16 protein-coding genes and 2 tRNA genes are annotated in these 15680 nt (G+C 70.2%); 6 read left to right on the plus strand and 12 right to left on the minus strand.

The genetic code is table 11. The features are described 5' to 3' along the window. Position 1: 1 nt before the first annotated feature. Genes AC0L5F_RS10085 through AC0L5F_RS10095 form a run of 3 tightly spaced genes read right to left on the minus strand, consistent with a single transcriptional unit; the run spans position 2 to position 3037 of the window. A complete protein-coding gene (locus AC0L5F_RS10085; protein WP_473313220.1) occupies positions 2-1450 on the minus strand; it encodes an MFS transporter in 1449 nt (482 codons plus the stop codon). A gap of 25 nt (positions 1451-1475) precedes the next feature. After that, entirely contained in the window at positions 1476-2393 is a 918-nt protein-coding gene (locus AC0L5F_RS10090; protein ID WP_473313221.1) for an alpha/beta hydrolase, read from the minus strand. Then, positions 2390-3037 carry a DUF998 domain-containing protein gene (locus AC0L5F_RS10095; protein ID WP_473313222.1) on the minus strand — a complete coding sequence of 216 codons (648 nt, stop codon included), beginning with the start codon at positions 3035-3037 and terminating at the stop codon, positions 2390-2392. The genes AC0L5F_RS10090 and AC0L5F_RS10095 overlap by 4 nt, the downstream gene beginning before the upstream one ends. 59 nt (positions 3038-3096) lie before the next feature. Here AC0L5F_RS10095 and AC0L5F_RS10100 point away from each other — a divergent pair, with 59 nt between their 5' ends. After that, positions 3097-3528: a VanZ family protein gene (locus tag AC0L5F_RS10100; RefSeq protein WP_473316181.1), complete on the plus strand. Its 432-nt coding sequence runs from the start codon at positions 3097-3099 to the stop codon at positions 3526-3528. Positions 3529-3694: 166 nt separating this feature from the next. Here AC0L5F_RS10100 and AC0L5F_RS10105 read toward each other — a convergent pair. The 5 genes from AC0L5F_RS10105 to AC0L5F_RS10125 all read right to left on the minus strand — a co-directional run bounded on the left by AC0L5F_RS10105 (position 3695) and on the right by AC0L5F_RS10125 (position 6280). After that, positions 3695-3781: transfer RNA gene (locus AC0L5F_RS10105), tRNA-Ser, on the minus strand. Between the two features lie 95 nt (positions 3782-3876). Then, the gene (locus AC0L5F_RS10110) at positions 3877-4299 is read right to left on the minus strand and encodes a hypothetical protein (protein WP_473313224.1); all 423 of its coding nucleotides are present in this window, start codon (positions 4297-4299) and stop codon (positions 3877-3879) included. 4 nt (positions 4300-4303) lie between these two features. Next, positions 4304-4392 (minus strand) — tRNA-Ser (locus AC0L5F_RS10115). Between the two features lie 53 nt (positions 4393-4445). Continuing rightward, entirely contained in the window at positions 4446-5501 is a 1056-nt protein-coding gene (locus AC0L5F_RS10120; RefSeq protein WP_473313225.1) for a hypothetical protein, read from the minus strand. Then, entirely contained in the window at positions 5501-6280 is a 780-nt protein-coding gene (locus tag AC0L5F_RS10125; RefSeq protein ID WP_473313226.1) for a carbon-nitrogen hydrolase family protein, read from the minus strand. Before AC0L5F_RS10125 ends, AC0L5F_RS10120 begins: the two co-directional genes overlap by 1 nt. 57 nt (positions 6281-6337) lie before the next feature. On the opposite strand from AC0L5F_RS10125, the gene AC0L5F_RS10130 reads away from it, so the two are divergent. The 3 genes from AC0L5F_RS10130 to AC0L5F_RS10140 are packed head-to-tail and all read left to right on the plus strand — an operon-like array spanning position 6338 to position 8486. Continuing rightward, positions 6338-7309, plus strand: a complete 972-nt coding sequence (locus AC0L5F_RS10130) for an NAD(P)H-quinone oxidoreductase (protein ID WP_473313227.1) — start codon at positions 6338-6340, stop codon at positions 7307-7309. Positions 7310-7328: 19 nt separating this feature from the next. After that, positions 7329-7895 carry a proteasome activator gene (locus tag AC0L5F_RS10135; RefSeq protein ID WP_473313228.1) on the plus strand — a complete coding sequence of 189 codons (567 nt, stop codon included), beginning with the start codon at positions 7329-7331 and terminating at the stop codon, positions 7893-7895. 33 nt (positions 7896-7928) lie between these two features. After that, positions 7929-8486 carry a WhiB family transcriptional regulator gene (locus AC0L5F_RS10140; RefSeq protein ID WP_473313229.1) on the plus strand — a complete coding sequence of 186 codons (558 nt, stop codon included), beginning with the start codon at positions 7929-7931 and terminating at the stop codon, positions 8484-8486. A gap of 265 nt (positions 8487-8751) precedes the next feature. On the opposite strand, the gene AC0L5F_RS10145 is transcribed toward AC0L5F_RS10140, so the two are convergent. Further along, on the minus strand, positions 8752-9531 hold the full coding sequence (locus tag AC0L5F_RS10145; RefSeq protein ID WP_473313230.1) for an HAD family hydrolase: 780 nt from the start codon (positions 9529-9531) through the stop codon (positions 8752-8754). After that, positions 9528-10796, minus strand: coding sequence for a serine--tRNA ligase (gene serS / locus AC0L5F_RS10150; protein WP_473313231.1), 1269 nt, complete (start codon positions 10794-10796; stop codon positions 9528-9530). The genes AC0L5F_RS10145 and serS overlap by 4 nt, the downstream gene beginning before the upstream one ends. A gap of 91 nt (positions 10797-10887) precedes the next feature. Between serS and AC0L5F_RS10155 the strand changes: the two genes are divergently transcribed. After that, positions 10888-12507, plus strand: a complete 1620-nt coding sequence (locus AC0L5F_RS10155) for a bifunctional phosphatase PAP2/diacylglycerol kinase family protein (protein WP_473313232.1) — start codon at positions 10888-10890, stop codon at positions 12505-12507. A 132-nt stretch (positions 12508-12639) separates the two neighbouring features. Further along, the gene (locus tag AC0L5F_RS10160) at positions 12640-14778 is read left to right on the plus strand and encodes a putative Ig domain-containing protein (RefSeq protein ID WP_473313234.1); all 2139 of its coding nucleotides are present in this window, start codon (positions 12640-12642) and stop codon (positions 14776-14778) included. A 46-nt stretch (positions 14779-14824) separates the two neighbouring features. On the opposite strand, the gene AC0L5F_RS10165 is transcribed toward AC0L5F_RS10160, so the two are convergent. Both AC0L5F_RS10165 and AC0L5F_RS10170 read right to left on the minus strand, forming a co-directional pair. Beyond that, positions 14825-15313, minus strand: coding sequence for an SRPBCC domain-containing protein (locus AC0L5F_RS10165; protein WP_473313235.1), 489 nt, complete (start codon positions 15311-15313; stop codon positions 14825-14827). Continuing rightward, positions 15310-15660, minus strand: coding sequence for an ArsR/SmtB family transcription factor (locus tag AC0L5F_RS10170; protein ID WP_473313236.1), 351 nt, complete (start codon positions 15658-15660; stop codon positions 15310-15312). The genes AC0L5F_RS10165 and AC0L5F_RS10170 overlap by 4 nt, the downstream gene beginning before the upstream one ends. Positions 15661-15680: the final 20 nt, after the last annotated feature.

The following is a 15680-nucleotide window of genomic DNA, read 5'->3' on the forward strand; positions in this document are numbered from 1 at the left end:
GTCAGGCCGTGACGGCCACCGGCACGCGGCGGCTCGAGACGCGACGGGTGGGTCGGCCGGGAATCAGCAGTCCGGCCGCCGCGGCGACCAGCATCATCACCGCCAGCACCGTGAAGCCGTTCGTGTAGCCGCTCTCGAGCGGCACTCCGGTCTGGCCGGACTGCGAGGTCACGATGGTCGACATGATCGCCGATCCGATCGATCCACCGATGGTGCGGATGTTGGCGTTCATGCCGCTGGCGACGCCGGTCTGCTCCGGGGTGACCGCCGCGATGATCAACGCGGCGAGGCTCGAGAACGCCAGGCCGATGCCGAAGCCCAGCACACCGTTCGAGATCAGCACCGACACCGGGTTGGAGTGGAAGTTGACCAGCAGCATCATGCCCGTCGCTGCCAGCAGACAGGCGGTGACCACGACCCGCTTGGCGCCGAAGCGCGATGCCAGCGGCGCAGCGATGAGGCCGCAGACGAACGACGCCGCGGCCATGGGCAGGATCAGCAGCCCCGAGACCGTGACCGAGGCACCGAGGCCGTACCCGGACGACTCGGGCGTCTGCAGCAGCTGTGGCAGGAAGCCGAACGACGCGTACATGCCGAAGCCCACGAGCAGGGCGACCAGGTTGGTGGTCCACACGCCGCGCAGTCGCATCATGCGCATGTCGATCAGCGGCACCGCGATCCGCTGCTCGACGCGGATCCAGATGGCGGCGATCACCACCGCGAGGGCGATCAGGCCGACCACCTGGGGCGAGGTCCAGCCCCATCGGGGCGCCTGGCTCAGCCCCAGCAGCAGCGCGACCAGCCAGCCGGCGAGCAGGAAGGCCGGCAGCACCGGGATGCGGCCCGGGGTCTTGACCGGCGACTCGGGGACGAAGCGCCACGCGCCCACGGCGGCGATGGAGGTCACGATGAACGGCAGCCAGAACAGCCAGTGGTAGCCCAGAGCGTTGACGATGGGTCCGGCGATCACGATGCCGGCGCCGAAGCCGACCGCCATGAGCGACGAGACGAGGCTGACGGCGCTGCCCACGCGGTGTGCCGGGAACTCGTCGCGGACGATGCCGAACGACAGCGGCAGCACGCCACCACCGACACCGGTGATGACACGGGCCCCGATGAGCACGCCGATGGTGGGCGCGAGCGCGGCCAGCAGGGAGCCGAGCGACAGGCACACCAAGGAGAAGACGAGCATGCGCTCCTTGCCGTACGCGTCCCCGAGGCGACCGATGATGGGTGTGAACACCGACGCCGACAGCAGGTAGGCGGTCAGCACCCAGGTGACCGTCGACTGGCTGGTGTCGAACTGGGCCTCGATGCGCGGCAGCACCGGCACCGTCATCGACTGCATGAGGGCGAAGGACGCCACGGCGACCGCGAGGATCGCGTAGGTCAGCAGGTAGTGGGATCGGACCGACGTGCGCGCGGACGTGACGTCGGAACCTGGTTGCATGATGCACCCATCCTACGGGCTGGCGTCATGCTGTCGCGACCAGATGGCGCGTGAGAAAGCCCACCTGTGCCTGCACGGAGGCCTCGAACACCCGGCCTCCGTAGATGTCGAAGTGCGGACAGTCGAAGCTCACGACCTCGGCGGCAGCACCCACCCGTCGGGCGGCCTCGCGGACCGACGACGGCGGAGCGATGGTGTCCTGCTCGGCGACCACGAACAAGGTCGGGCACTCGACGCGCGCGGCGCTGCGGACAGCCCGGTTGAACGGCAGGCCGAGCACGCTGCGGGCGCAGACCTCGTTGCGCCACGTGGGCCCCATCAGCTGTAGGTAGTCGCGAAAGTCAGCGGCCGTCAGCAGCGCGAAGCCGCCGGGCGGACCCACGGCATCGACGGTGACCGGTGCGCGGCCGGTGGCAGCGTGGAGGAGATCACGCAGCGCCGCCCCCACGACACGGGCACCCTTGCCCGGAGGCGTCGTGGGGTCTGCCTTCTCCGGCTTGCGCAGGATCGCCAGTCCGTCCACCGCCGCACCCTGCGAGACGACCGCCGCCACCCGGTGGTCGCGTGCCGCCACGGCCACCACGTGCCCCCCGGAGTACGACGTGCCCCACAGGGCGATCCGGGCCGGGTCCACGCCGTCGAGGCCACGGGCGAACCGCACCGCTTCCCCGTAGTCCTGGCGCTGCCGCCGAAACGACACGCGCTGACGCGGGGTGCCGTCCGAGGTGCCGAATCCTCGGTAGTCGAAGGTCAGCACGTGGCACCCGGCCGCCGCGAACCGCTCGGCAAAGGGGTCCAGCCCGCCGTCTCGGGTGCACCCGAAGCCGTGCGCCATCACGACGCACGGGGTTCCGGTCGGTCCGGTCAGGTCGTCGGTGGCAGCTCGGTGCAGCGTCGCCCCACAGCGGACGCCATGACTGTCGAAGGCGACCAGCTCGCTCACGTGGTACCTCCGTCGCGGTCCGTCGTCAGCTGCTCCGCACCGACGACCGCCAGCGCCACGAACACCGGCCACAAGGCGATGCGCTCGGTGATGCCGATGCCGTGGTCGATCTGGATGAACGCCACCGCGGCCACGGCGCACGCCACACCGGTCGCGATCAGGGCGACACCGGTTCGACTCGACTCCCCGCGCAGGGTCAGGCCCAGGAGGACCAGCGCGACCGGCTGCGCCACGAACAGCGGCGTGGCAGCGAGGACGTGACCGTCGGGGTGCAGGTCCAGGGGCGTGAAGCCGACTGCCATCGAGCTGATGCCCGACACCACCAGCAGGGCGGTGATCGCCACGCCCATCGGCCCGCGTCCGAACCTGCCGTGCAGCAGCACCGCGCCGAGCGCCAGCAGCGCCCCGAAGACGATGAATCCCGCGTTCATCCAGTCGTGCCCCGGTGAGCAGAGGGGAACCGGGTCGCCGAAGCGCTCGATGCTGGTGCACTGCGCGGCACCGAGGTCGCTGATCGTGTTGTCGACGAAGCTGTACGGCGCCGTGCTCGCCACGGCCACACCCACCTCGACCACGAAGTACAGGGGTCGGAGCATCCACAGGATCGCGCCGAGGCGCTGGAACCGCTTCAGGTGGCTGGGCACCCCGCGAGCGTGACACACGGTGTTCATGCGCGCCCACCTAGAATCGGCAAGTGCCCCAGATGACGCGACCGCTGCTGATCGGCGGCAGTCTCTACGGGCTCGCCCTGGCGATCATCGCCCTGTGGCCCACCCACGTCGACAGCCGGTTCAGTGCCGTCTACGGCACCGCGATCGGCCGCTGGATGCTCGGTCTGGGCATGTCCTACGACGCGGTCTACCGCGTGATCGAGTTCTCGTCGAACGTGCTGATGTACCTGCCGCTCGGCATCTTGACCATGATGGCGTCGCCGCTGGCCCGGTGGTGGCATGCCGTCGTGGTCGCGGCCATGGTCTCCAGCACCTTCGAGCTGATGCAGGCCGCCTTCCGCCCCGGCCGCACCGCCGACATCTCCGACGTCGTCTCCAACACGTTCGGTGCCGCCATCGGCGCCGGGTGCTTCCTGGTCTTCCACGCCCTGCGTGCGCGCCGCTCCCAGCCCGCGAACCGCTGACCGCAAGCCGCCCGGCTGTGGTTCGCCTCGCTCCGCTCACGCTCCTCGCAGAGCTCGTCACTGGCGAACGGCACTCGGCAGCGGAGCGAGCTCCTCTGTGGTCGCCCGGCCTTGGACCAGCGCAAGGATGTCGGGTCTCGCGCTGGCACGGCTTCGTGGCTGTCAGCGGAGATGGCGGGATTTGAACCCGCGAGAGGTTTGAACCTCAACCCGCTTAGCAGGCGGGCGCACTAGGCCACTATGCGACATCTCCTTCGTCGCCCACCGCAGCAGGCAACCTGAGCAGGATACCGACCGACAAGGCGTCGGGACCAATCGCCCCTCGCCGCGAGGCCGGGGTCACGGCGGTCAGTCGAGCTGGAACCGCTCGTAGCCGTGCGCCGTGTTGAGACGGTCGTACACGTCGCGCAGCAGCTCCGGCGCTCGCTCGCCCGCGTAGACGAGCGGGAACGCGAGCACCGACTCGCCGCGATCCAGGAAGACCCGCTGGGCGTCCGACGTCACGTTCTCGATCTCGGTCCACTCGATGGACACCGGCTTGATCGTCAGCGAACCCCCCAGGGTGACACCCTCGGCGTCGGTCAGGGCCACCACGGGCGGGCGCACCCACAGCAGCACCGCCCGCCCCAGCAACGCGGCAGCAGCGATCGCAGCCACCAGCTGGACCCAGGGCACGGACACCACAGCGGTCAGCGCCAGGGCAGCAGCAGCCACCAGCAGGTTGATGCCGATGCCCTGCAGCACGAATCGTCGGTCCAGTCGGTAGCTCATCAAGCAGAGGGGGCGGGATTTGAACCCGCGACTGGCATTTCTGTCAGTGACCGCTTTCAAGGCGGTTCCGTTCGGCCGCTCCGGCACCCCTCCCAGCACCCGGGTCGCCCCGGGTACACGCACATTCTCCCACTTGCGTCAGGCGACTACCTCAGGGGTGCGAAACGTCCCGGCTCGACGCGGCTCAACGGCTCGATCTGGCGGGCCGCGCGCGACGACCGAGGCGACATCACCTGCGAGCGCACGGCCAACCCGACCGCCAGGCCGAGCACCACCGAGTAGAGCGTGGAGAGTCCGATGTAGGTGGGAAAGGCTCCCGGGGTGACCAGCGACGTGGCCATCACGGCGGTGCCGATGACGGCGAAGACCTGGATCCACCACCCTTCGCGGCGCTGCGACCGCACGGAGACCCCCACCAGCAGCGCCGGGAAGCCGAGGAACACCTCCACGGGCCGCGGCACGCCGCCGAAGGTCTCCCGCAGCCAGATCACCGCGTTGGTGAACAGGTCGATCAGGGACTGCGAGCCGTGGGTGCGCACGAAGCTGCTGTACGCGAGCACCAGCACCAGCAGCACGGCCGCACCGACCAGGATCGCAAAGTTCTGTCGACCCAACCCGTGCAGACCGGCACCGAGGCTCCAGACGAGCGCGATCACCAGCCCCAGTGCGGCGCCCAGCACGATCAGGTTGAACCGCTGGTAGTTGACCGGCGCGTTCCACGCCGCCACCGCGACGGTCCCGCTCAGCGCCACCACGATGGCGATCAGGAACTCGCCCACGGCACCGGCGATGCCGTCGGCCGGGCGCGTGACCAGCACGGCCCACACCGCAGCGGTGACCGCCGTGACCACGGCCGCCGAGGCCAGGATGCCGTTGCTGTGGACCACCACACCCAGCACGCCGAGCACGATGGTGGGTGGCACCCACAGGCGCATGCGGCCACCACCTCGGTGCACCAGCGCCACCACGAAGACGACCATCAGCACCGCCGCGGCCGGCCGCTGGACCCACGACGGCGCTCCGACGGCGACGACAGCGGTTCCGGCGCCGATCACGCCGACGATCCACGCGACGAACGTCGCGGTCATGACGGCGGACGCCACGCGGGGTGACGAGATCCGCGGGACCCGGGTGGGCACGTCGTAGTCGGGCGGCACCGACGAGTCGAGTCGGCGGCGACGGCCCTGCTGGTTGACCGCCATCAGCGCATCCGCCGGTTGCTCAGCGACGGGTTGACCTCGCGCACCGCTCCGACCTCGTCGCGGTCGATCTCGACCACCAGGGTCTCGTCGGCGCCCTCGGCCTCGGCGAGCACCAGGCCCATCGGGTCGAGCACGGTGGAGTGCCCGGTGTACCGGTCGCCGCCCTGGGCGGATGCGACGACGAAGACCGTGTTCTCGATCGCGCGCGCCGACAGCAGGGTGCGCCAGTGGTGGAGCTTGTGCTGACCGGCCACCCAGGCGGCCGGCACGACCAGGACCTCGGCGCCGTCGTCGATCAGGGCGCGTGACAGCTCGGGGAACCGCAGGTCGTAGCAGGTCATCAGACCGACCTGGATGCCCACGACGTCCAGCACCGTGGGGGTGATCTCGCCGGGTGCCAACCGGTCGGACTCGCGGTAGCCGAACGAGTCGTACAGGTGCACCTTGCGATACGAGCCCTTCAGCTTCCCGTCCGGGCCGAGCACCACGAGGGTGTTGTACGGCAACGCCTCGGTGGCCTCGAACATCCCGCCGATGATCGTGGCGCCCAGGCGGCGGGCGTGATCGGCGAGCATCGTGACGAAAGGGCCGTCCAACGGTTCGGCAAAGGCGGCCAGGTCGTGTCCCGGCTCGCCGAAGTCGCGCATCGCGCCCTCGGGAAGCACCACGAGATCGAGGCCGAACGGCAGCTGTTCGAGGCGGTCGGCGATGCGGTCGCGGTTGGTCGACGCGTCCAAGGCGGACTCGAGCTGGATGACGGCGACACGCATGAATCCCATCTTGGCAGGTGACCGGCTGCCGGGGCGAGATGCCCGCAGCACGCTACGGTGACCTCCATGCGTGCCGTCGTCGTCGGTCAACCCGGCGGAGTCGAGGCCCTCGAGGTCGTCGACCGTCCCGTGCCCGAGCCCGGACCCGGCGAGGTCCTGATCAAGGTCGCCGCAGCCGGCGTCAATCGCGCTGACCTGCTGCAGCGGCAGGGCCTGTACGACCCGCCGCCGGGAGCCACCAACGTGCTGGGACTGGAGTGCTCCGGGGAGATCGCCGCCGTCGGCGAGGGCGTCACCGACTTCCCGGCCGGCACCCAGGTGTGCGCGCTGCTGAGCGGCGGCGGCTATGCCGAACACGTCGTGGTGCCGGCGGGCCAGGTCGCCACCGTCCCCAAGGGCATCACCCTCGTCGAGGCGGGCGCCCTGATGGAGGTCGCGTCCACCGTCTGGTCGAACGTGTTCATGATGGGCAAGCTCCAGCCCGGCGACACCGTGCTCCTGCACGGCGGTGCGAGTGGCATCGGCACCATGGCCATCCAGCTGTGCAAGGCGTTCGGCGCCACGGTCGCCACCACCGTGGGGACGCCGGAGAAGGCCGAGTTCTGTCGCGATCTCGGCGCCGACGTGGTGATCAACTACCGCACCGAGGACTTCGCCCAGGTGCTGCGCGAGCGCGACATGGCCGCCGACGTCATCCTCGACATCATCGGAGCCAAGTACCTGCAGTCCAACATCGCGGCGCTGGCCACGGCCGGCCGGCTGATCGTGATCGGACTCCAGGGCGGCATCAAGGCCGAGCTCGACCTCAGCGCCCTGCTGGCCAAGCGAGCGGCCGTGATGGCCACCTCGTTGCGCGCACGGCCGACGGCCGAGAAGTCCGCGATCGTCTCGGCGATGGTGGCGCAGGTGTGGCCGCTCGTCGCCGAGCACACGGTGCGCCCCATCGTGCACGCGACCTTCCCGCTGGAGCAGGTCCGCGAGGCGCACCAGGTGCTCGAGGACTCCAGCCACACCGGCAAGGTGCTCCTGACGTTCTGAGCCTCGTTAGGCTGGCGTCATGACGTCCGCCCACGAAGAACCCACCACCGACGGCGCCCCGAAGCACGACGACGGCCCGCAGGTGATCGGACCCGACGGTCGCCAGATCGCCGTTCCTCCGTCGAGCTCGGACGGCGGGACCGGGGGCACGCCGCTGGGCGACCTGGTCGAGCAGCCGGCCAAGGTCATGCGCATCGGCAGCATGGTGCGCCAGCTGCTGGAGGAGGTGAAGGCCGCCCCGCTCGACGAGGCCGGGCGCACACGGTTGCGCGACATCCACGTGCAGTCGATCAAGGAGCTGCAGGACGGACTCGCTCCTGAGCTGGTCGACGAGCTGGAGCGTCTGAGCCTGCCGTTCGAGGAGGAGTCGCCGTCGGAGTCCGAGCTGCGCGTGGCGCAGGCACAGCTGGTCGGTTGGCTCGAAGGCCTCTTCCACGGCATCCAGGCCGCGATGTACGCCCAGCAGGTCCAGGCGCAGCAGCAGTTCCAGAACATGCGGCTGGCGCTACCGGGGTCAAACGACGCCAACGGTGACGAATCGGATACTTCATCGGAATCGCCAGCATCAGGAGGCATGTACCTCTAGTGTGGGGCCCGATGTGACGGGAAGAGGGAGCCCATGACCATCGTGTCCGACACGATTCTGCCGCCGTGCGCGCATGCGCCGGAGGTGTACCAGCACGAGTCCTTGCACCACCCGCCGTCGCGGCGCGACCTGACGGCCAGTGAGTGGAGACAGTTCACCGAGCGGCGCGCCGAGGTGCACCGTCAGTGCGCCGGGTGTCCGCTGCTCGTCGACTGCCTGTACCGCGCGGTCGTCGAGGTGGACGTCTCCGGCTTCGTCGCCTGCACGACCGAGCGCGATCGCCGCCGCATCCGCCGCGAGCTCGGCATCGAGGTCGAGCTGTCCCCGGCTGCCATGGGCGTGCCGAACGTGGGTGGCGGCCCGGTGAGCCAGGAGTCGGTCATCTCCATCCGGCAGGCCTACCCCAAGGACACCTGCCTGCAGCTGGCCGACCGCCTGGGGTGCTCCACGTCCACGATCAAGCGTCACCTGCGCCGCGCCCGCGAGGCCGAGGCGCTGGCCCGTCCGGTCGAACCCACCACCAGCTCGGCCCCGAGCGTCGACGCGGTGCTCGACTGCTTCGACAAGCTGGAGTCGAGCCGCGTGGCGTGAGCGAGCTCTGCGAGCGAACCGACACGCGCGCCAGCGAAGCGTGAGTCGGGTCGCGCCGTAGGCGCCCGGACGCGAGGCGTGGCGAGGCGAGGGGCTCGCTGGTGCCCGAGCCACGGTGGCGTGGTTCGCCTCGGGCTTCGCCCTCACAGTCGCTTCGCTCCTTGGCGAGCGGATGCGGTCAGATCGCTCCTTGGCGAGCGGATGCGGTCAGATCGCTCCGTGGCGAGCGGATGCGGTCAGATCGCTCCTCGGCGAGCGGATGCGGTCAGAGGTAGCGCTGCAGCTCGGTGACGGCGCCGTCGTCATCGATGCTGCCGGTGATCGCGTTGGCGGCGACCTTGACCGCCTCGGGCGCCTGGCCCATGGCCACACCCCGGCCGGCCCACGCCAGCATCTCGATGTCGTTGTTTCCGTCACCGATGGCCAGCACGTCCGCGCGGGCGATGTCGAGCCGCTGGCAGAGCCACTCCAGGCCCGACGCCTTGGACACGCCCTCGGGAGCGATGTCCAGCCACGCCGTGTAGCCGATGTAGTAGTTGGTGTCGTGCAGGCCGAGGTCCTTGACCAGGCGGTGGAAGTCGTCAGCACTGCGCTCCGGCGCGCGGATGACGACACGGGTGACCGGTTCGGCGACCAGCTCCTCGACGGTCTGGACCGTCATCGTGCCGTTGATCTCGCCGTCCGGGAAAGGCTGGCTGACGCGGTAGCCGACACCGATCTCCTCGACCGCCACCAGGGCGTCGGGCACGTGCTCGAGGATGCGGCCGACCGCCTCGGACGCGTCGAAGGTGACCGCGTGCAGCACCTCGACCGGGCTGTGGGTGAGCACCAGGGCCCCGTTGCTGGCGACGGCGTACCCGTCGAGGCCCAGCTTCTGCGCCGTGTTCACCACGCCGGGCACCGCGCGACCGGTGGAGATGACCACCTCGACCCCCGACGCGTGCAGGGCCCGCACGGCCTCGCGGACCGCGTCGGACATGACGTTGTCGTGGTCGACGAGGGTGCCGTCGACGTCGAGCGCCACCAGGCGAGGGCGCCAGCTCACGCGATCGGCCTCAGGACCTCGCCGAGCATCGGGTGCAGGGCCGCCGGCATGCGCACCGACCCGTCCGCCTGCTGCCCGTTCTCCAGCAGCGCCACGATGGTGCGCGGCATGGCGCACAGCGTGCCGTTGAGGGTGGCGGCGGGCACGGTGCCGTCGGCCGTGCGAACCCGGGTGTTCAGACGGCGGGCCTGGAACTCGGTGGTGTTGGACGCCGACGACACCTCGCGATACTTGCCCTGGGTGGGCACCCACGCCTCGCAGTCGAACTTGCGGATGGCCGACAGGCCGAGGTCGCCGGTGGCGACGTCGATGACCCGGTACGGCAGCTCGAGGGCGTCGAGCCAGGCGCGCTCCCAGCCGAGGATGCGCTCGTGCTCGGCGTACGACTCCTCGAGCGTGGTGTAGACGAACATCTCGACCTTGTCGAACCAGTGCACCCGCACGATGCCGCGGGTGTCCTTGCCGTACGAGCCGGCCTCGCGGCGGTAGCAGGGGCTGAACGCGGCGTACCGGCGCGGCAGCGAGCCGGCGTCGAGGATCTCCTCGGAGTGGTACGCCGCCAGCGGGACCTCCGAGGTGCCGACCAGGTACAGGTCGTCCTTGGGCAGGTAGTAGACGTCGTCGGCAGCCTGACCGAGGAAGCCGGTGCCCTCCATGGCGGCGGGCTTGACCAGCGCGGGCGGGATCATCGGGGTGAAGCCCCACTCGGCGGCCTTGCTCATGGCCAGCTGGGTCAGCGCGAGCTCGAGCTGTGCGCCGACGCCGGTGAGGTAGTAGAACCGCGCTCCGCTGACCTTGACGCCGCGCTCGGTGTCGATGGCCCCGAGCAGCTCGCCGAGCTCGAGGTGGTCGCGCGGCTCGAAGCCCTCGGCCGCGAAGTCGCGCGGGGTGCCGACGGTGTCGAGCACCACGAAGTCGTCCTCGCCGCCCTCGGGTGCGTCCGGCGACGCGGGATTGGGCAGCTGCTTGAGCAGCTGGTCGAACTCAGCGGCGGCGGCGCCCTGGTCGGCCTCGGCCTGCTTGACCTGGGCGCTGAGCTCCTTGGTCTGGGCCAGCAGCTGCTGCTTCTCGTCACCCTGCGCCTTCGGGATCAGCGCACCAAGCTTCTTCTGCTCGGCCCGCACCGCCTCGAAGGCCACGATGGAGGATCGACGTCGCTCGTCGGCGCTGACCAGCTGGTCGACGATCTCCTCGGGCGCACCGCGTCGGCGTTGGGCGGTGCGGATGAGGTCGGGGTCGTCACGCAGGAGCTTGGGGTCGATCACCCGGCCACCCTATCGCCGGGCGCACACACTCCCGCGTCTCGATTACCCTTGATCGATCCCGTGACCGCACCGTACGTCGAAGAGGAGCTCCGTGTCGTTCGACCTGCGTCGTGCCACCCCTGCGCGTCCGACGGTCCTGCTGTGGGTGCTGGCCGCCCTCGCCGCGGCGTTCGCCGTCCTGGCGTTGTTCGCCAACACCGGCTGGTGGCCGGTCGGACCCCTCGACCGCGAGATCGCGGACCGCGCGTTCGACTTCAGCGCCTCGCGCCCGCGCTTCGTCGATCTGCTCAACGGTGCGGCCGAGGTCTTCAGCACCACCGGGTGCATCATCGGCCTGCTGGGCTTCCTGGTCTACGCCGCGTGGCAGCGCGAGGGCCGCATCGCCATCTGGATCGTCGCCAGTGGTGTGGCGGCGCTGCTCGGCAACGCGCTGATCAAGCTGGTGTTCCGCCGCGACCGACCGCCGACGGTGGGTGAGCTCAACGAGATCGGCGGCTTCTCGTTCCCGAGCGGCCACGCGGCAGGCTCCGCGATGTTCTTCACCGTCGCGATCCTGGTCACGATCGTGCTCACCGGACGCGGCTGGCGCCGCCGCACCCTCATCGCCGTGTTCGCCGTCCTCGGACTCTTCGTGGCGGCCAGCCGGGTGTTCCTCGGGGTGCACTGGACGTCGGACGTGCTCGCCGGCGTGGTGTTCGGGGTCGGCGTGACCCTCGGCCTGTGGGTGCTGCTGGTGTCCGACACGGTCCGGTTCCCCACCGAGCTGGCGCGTCTGACCGGTGCCGGCAACCGGCAGGTGGCCGTGGTGCTCAACCCCAGCAAGGTCGGCGACGTCGAGGACTTCAAGACACGGGTGGCCGCGGTGGCGGCCCTGTCGGGGTGGAACGAGCCGCTGTGGTTCGAGACCACCGTGGAGGACATCGGGCACGGCCAGACCGCCGAGGCGCTGCGCGCCGGCGTCGACCTGATCGTCGCTGCCGGCGGCGACGGAACCGTGCGCGCGGTGTGCGAGGAGGCCGCCCTCACCGGTATCGCGGTGGGCATCCTGCCGCACGGCACCGGCAACCTGCTGGCGCGCAACCTCGGCATCCCGCTGAACGTGCGCGACGCGCTCGACGTGGTGTTCGACGGGCAGGACAAGGCCATCGACCTCGGCACCTACCGCACCGACTCCGGCATCGACACGTCGTTCCTGGTGATGGCCGGCCTCGGCATGGACGCCGCGATCATGACCGGCGTCAACGACCAGCTCAAGGAGAAGGTCGGCTGGCTCGCCTACTTCGTGTCGGGCCTGAAAGCGGCGCGCTTCCCGGCGATGAAGGTACAGATCGCCGTCGACGGCGGCGAGTTCAAGAAGTTCCGTGCCCGCACCGTGGTGGTCGGCAACGTCGGCTTCCTGCAGGGCGGCATCCCCCTGCTGCCCGACGCCCAGCTCGACGACGGCCAGCTCGACGTCGTGGTGCTGGCGCCCAAGCGGTTCATCGGCTGGCTGGCCATCATCGTGCGAGTGCTCGGCCGGCAGAAGCGCACCAACGACAAGCTGGACCGACTCACCGGCACCACCGTGGTGATCAAGGCCGAGAAGCCGATGCCGATGCAGCTCGACGGCGACGCCGTGGGCGAGGGCCAGGAGATCAGTGCCTCGGTGCGACCCGGCGTCCTGCTCGTGCGGGTGCCGATCACACCGGCGCCGGTGCCACGCCGGCTCTAGGTCCTCGAGATGGCCCGTTCGAGCCATCTTGCGCAAATCGCGCACGGCGTCGCGGCTGCTCTGACAGAGTGACGCTGCTCGGCAGTCGTCGGGTTCTCGGGTCCATCATCACTCCCACTCAGGATCGCCCCCATGCATCGTCTGTCTCATTCGCTGCGCGCTGTCGTCGCGCTCCTCCTCACCCTCGGCGGAACCTTCGCCCTGTCCATCGCTCCGGCCCAGGCCAACACCACGGTCGGTACGTGCACCGTGGTGAGCAACCCGACGCCGTCGAGCCACACGTCCTGCGCAGGGCAGAACCTGCCCAACGCGAACTTCTCGGGCCTGGACCTGTCGTACGCGAACTTCGCCGGCGCCAACCTGGCACTCGCGAACTTCTCCGGCGCCAACCTGTCGTACGCGAACTTCGCCGGCTCGAACCTGGCACTCGCGAACCTGAGCAACACCAACGTGCTCGGCGCCAGCTTTGCTGGTGCGAACCTCTCCGGAGCCAACACGTCGGGACAGACCGCAGGTACCCCGGCCGCCATCTCCGGCGCCCCGACCGCGCTGGCCGTGCAGGGAGCGTCGTTCTCCTACACCGCGACGGTGACCGGCACGCCGGCTCCGAGCGTCACGTCGGTCGGCGGACCGCTGCCCACCGGCCTCTCGGTCTCCTCGGCCGGCGTCATCAGCGGCACCACGACCGGCATCCCCGGCACCTACCCCGTCACGCTCCGGGCCACCAACGTCGGCGGCTCGGCCGATCTCAACCTCACGATCGTGGTCGTGACCGTGCCGACCATCACCGGTCCGGCCACCGCGTCGGGCGAGGTGGGCGTCCCGTTCAGCTACGTGCCGACCGTCACCGGCGACGACGTCCCCGAGGTCACCGTGACCGGTGACCTGCCCGGCGGTCTCAGCCTGGACTCGAACAGCGGCCAGATCAGCGGCACTCCCACGGCCGGCGCCGGCGGCGAGTACCCCGTCACGTTGACCGCGACCAACGCAGCCGGAGCGGCCTCGCTGGACGTGCTGATCACCATCAACGAGGCGCCGAGCCTCACCGGCGCACCCACGGCCACGTTCACCGAGGGCATCGACGGCACCTACACGCCGACGCTCACCGGCTTCCCGGCGCCCAAGGTCAGCATCAAGACCGGTGTGCTGCCCGACGGCCTCAGCCTGGACAAGGACACCGGTGAGATCACCGGTACGCCGGACCCCGACACGATCGGCGTGTACCCGATCACGCTGCGCGCGAAGAACGGGACCGCACCCAACTCACGGCTCGACGTCACCATCACGGTGAACCGCGCTCCCACCCTGATCGGGGCGCCCACCGCCACCTTCGTCGAGGGTGACAGTGCCGCCACCTATGCACCGACGGCCGTCGGCGGATCACCGGCTCCCACCGTGACCGGCTCCGGCCTGCCCAGCGGGCTGGTGGTCGATCCCACGACCGGTGAGATCACCGGCACCCCCGCTCCGGGATCCGCCCAGGACGCCCCGTACTCCGCCGTCCTGACGGCCGCCAACGGCGCCGGCACCGACGCCACGCTGGACGTGGCCATCACGGTCAACAGCGTGCCGACCATCACCGGACCGCCGCCGGTCGACGGCGTGCCGGTCGGCACCTCGTACGCATTCACGCCGACCCTGACCGGCTTCCCCGCGCCCACGGTGTCGATCAGCGGCGTGCTGCCGCCCGGACTGTTCGTGTCGTCGTCCACCGGCGAGATCACCGGCACCGTCGGCCCGAACGCCGTCGGCAGCTACCCCGTCACCCTCACCGCGACCAACGTGGCGGGCTCGGCCGACCTGTCGTTCACCATCGAGGTCGTCGCAGGCCCCACCGCCACGATCGAGGCGACGCCGTCCAGCACGACCGCGACGGTCGGTGACACGATCACCGTCGGCGTCCAGGGCTTCGACGAGTTCGGCAACCCGACGGACGACCTGACCACGGAGTCGACGTTCGCCAGCGACGTTGCCACCGACGACGTCGTCGGCAACGAGGTCACGTTCAACCACGCGTCGCCGCACACCATCACCGCGACGTACGTGACCAAGGCCGGAGAGCTCACCGACTCGACCATCATCGAGGTGAGCCCGGCTCCCCTGGCGGCGCCTTCCAGCAGTGGCGGTGGCAATGGCCTGCTGCCCGACACCGGCGGCCCCGTGCTGTGGCCGTTGACCACCGGTCTGATGCTGGTGCTCGCGGGCACACCGCTGGTGCGGCGTGCTCGGGGCGGCGCCCACGCGCTCATGCGTGGCATGCATCGCGCCTGATCGGAGTGTGACTGCGAACGGCCGGCCCCTCGGGGCCGGCCGTTCGTCATTCCGCTCGCAGCAGGGCGTCCAGCTTGGCGTAGCCGGCGTTGACGCCGCCGGCCATGCCGCTATCCCACATGCCGTCGCGGTCCTCGACGCCGAGGAACACCGTCGTGGCGTGGGACCGGGTGCGGCCGCCGCCGATGTCCTCCAGGCTCAGCCGCTCGAACGAGACGTGACCCGGCATGCCGAGCCACTCGAAGGTGCGCAGGCTCAGCTCCGGCGTGGGGTCGCCGTGGATCACCCCGCGGAAGCCGAACTCGTTGCCGTCCTCGTCGCGCTGCACGAGGGTCCAGGTTCCGCCGTGCTCGTTGACCTGGGTGACCTCGTTGCCACCGTCGAACCGGTCCGGGCCGATCCACTGGGCGATCAGGTCGGGCTCGTGCATGGCGCGGAAGACGCGGTCGACCGGGGCGTCGAACTCACGCGTGATGGTGATGGCGTGGTCGCCGACCTTCTCGATCGTGGCCTCGCGGCTGGTGGTGCTGCTCATGGTCGTTCTCCTTCGTCGGTCGAGTCGTCGAGACGACTCAAGAGGTGGTCGAGACGCGCGAAGCTGGCGTCCCAGTACTCGCGATAGGTGCCCAACCAGCCGGTCGCCTCGGCGAGCGGCCGAGCCTCGAGGTGGCTCAGGCGCATCTGCCCCTGTCGCGTGCGCGACACCAGGCCGGCGACCTCCAGCACCTTGAGGTGCTTGGAGATGGCCGGCTGCGAGATGTCGAACAGCGCCACGAGGTCGCCGACGCTGGTGTCGCCGTCGGCCAGCCGCGCCAGGATGCCGCGCCGGGTCCGATCGGCGAGGGCGCCGAACACGAGATCGAGCCGGTCATCGTCTATCACCCTTTAGTTATATAACTAGA

This window comes from Aeromicrobium sp. 10G20-16, from assembly GCF_055809665.1.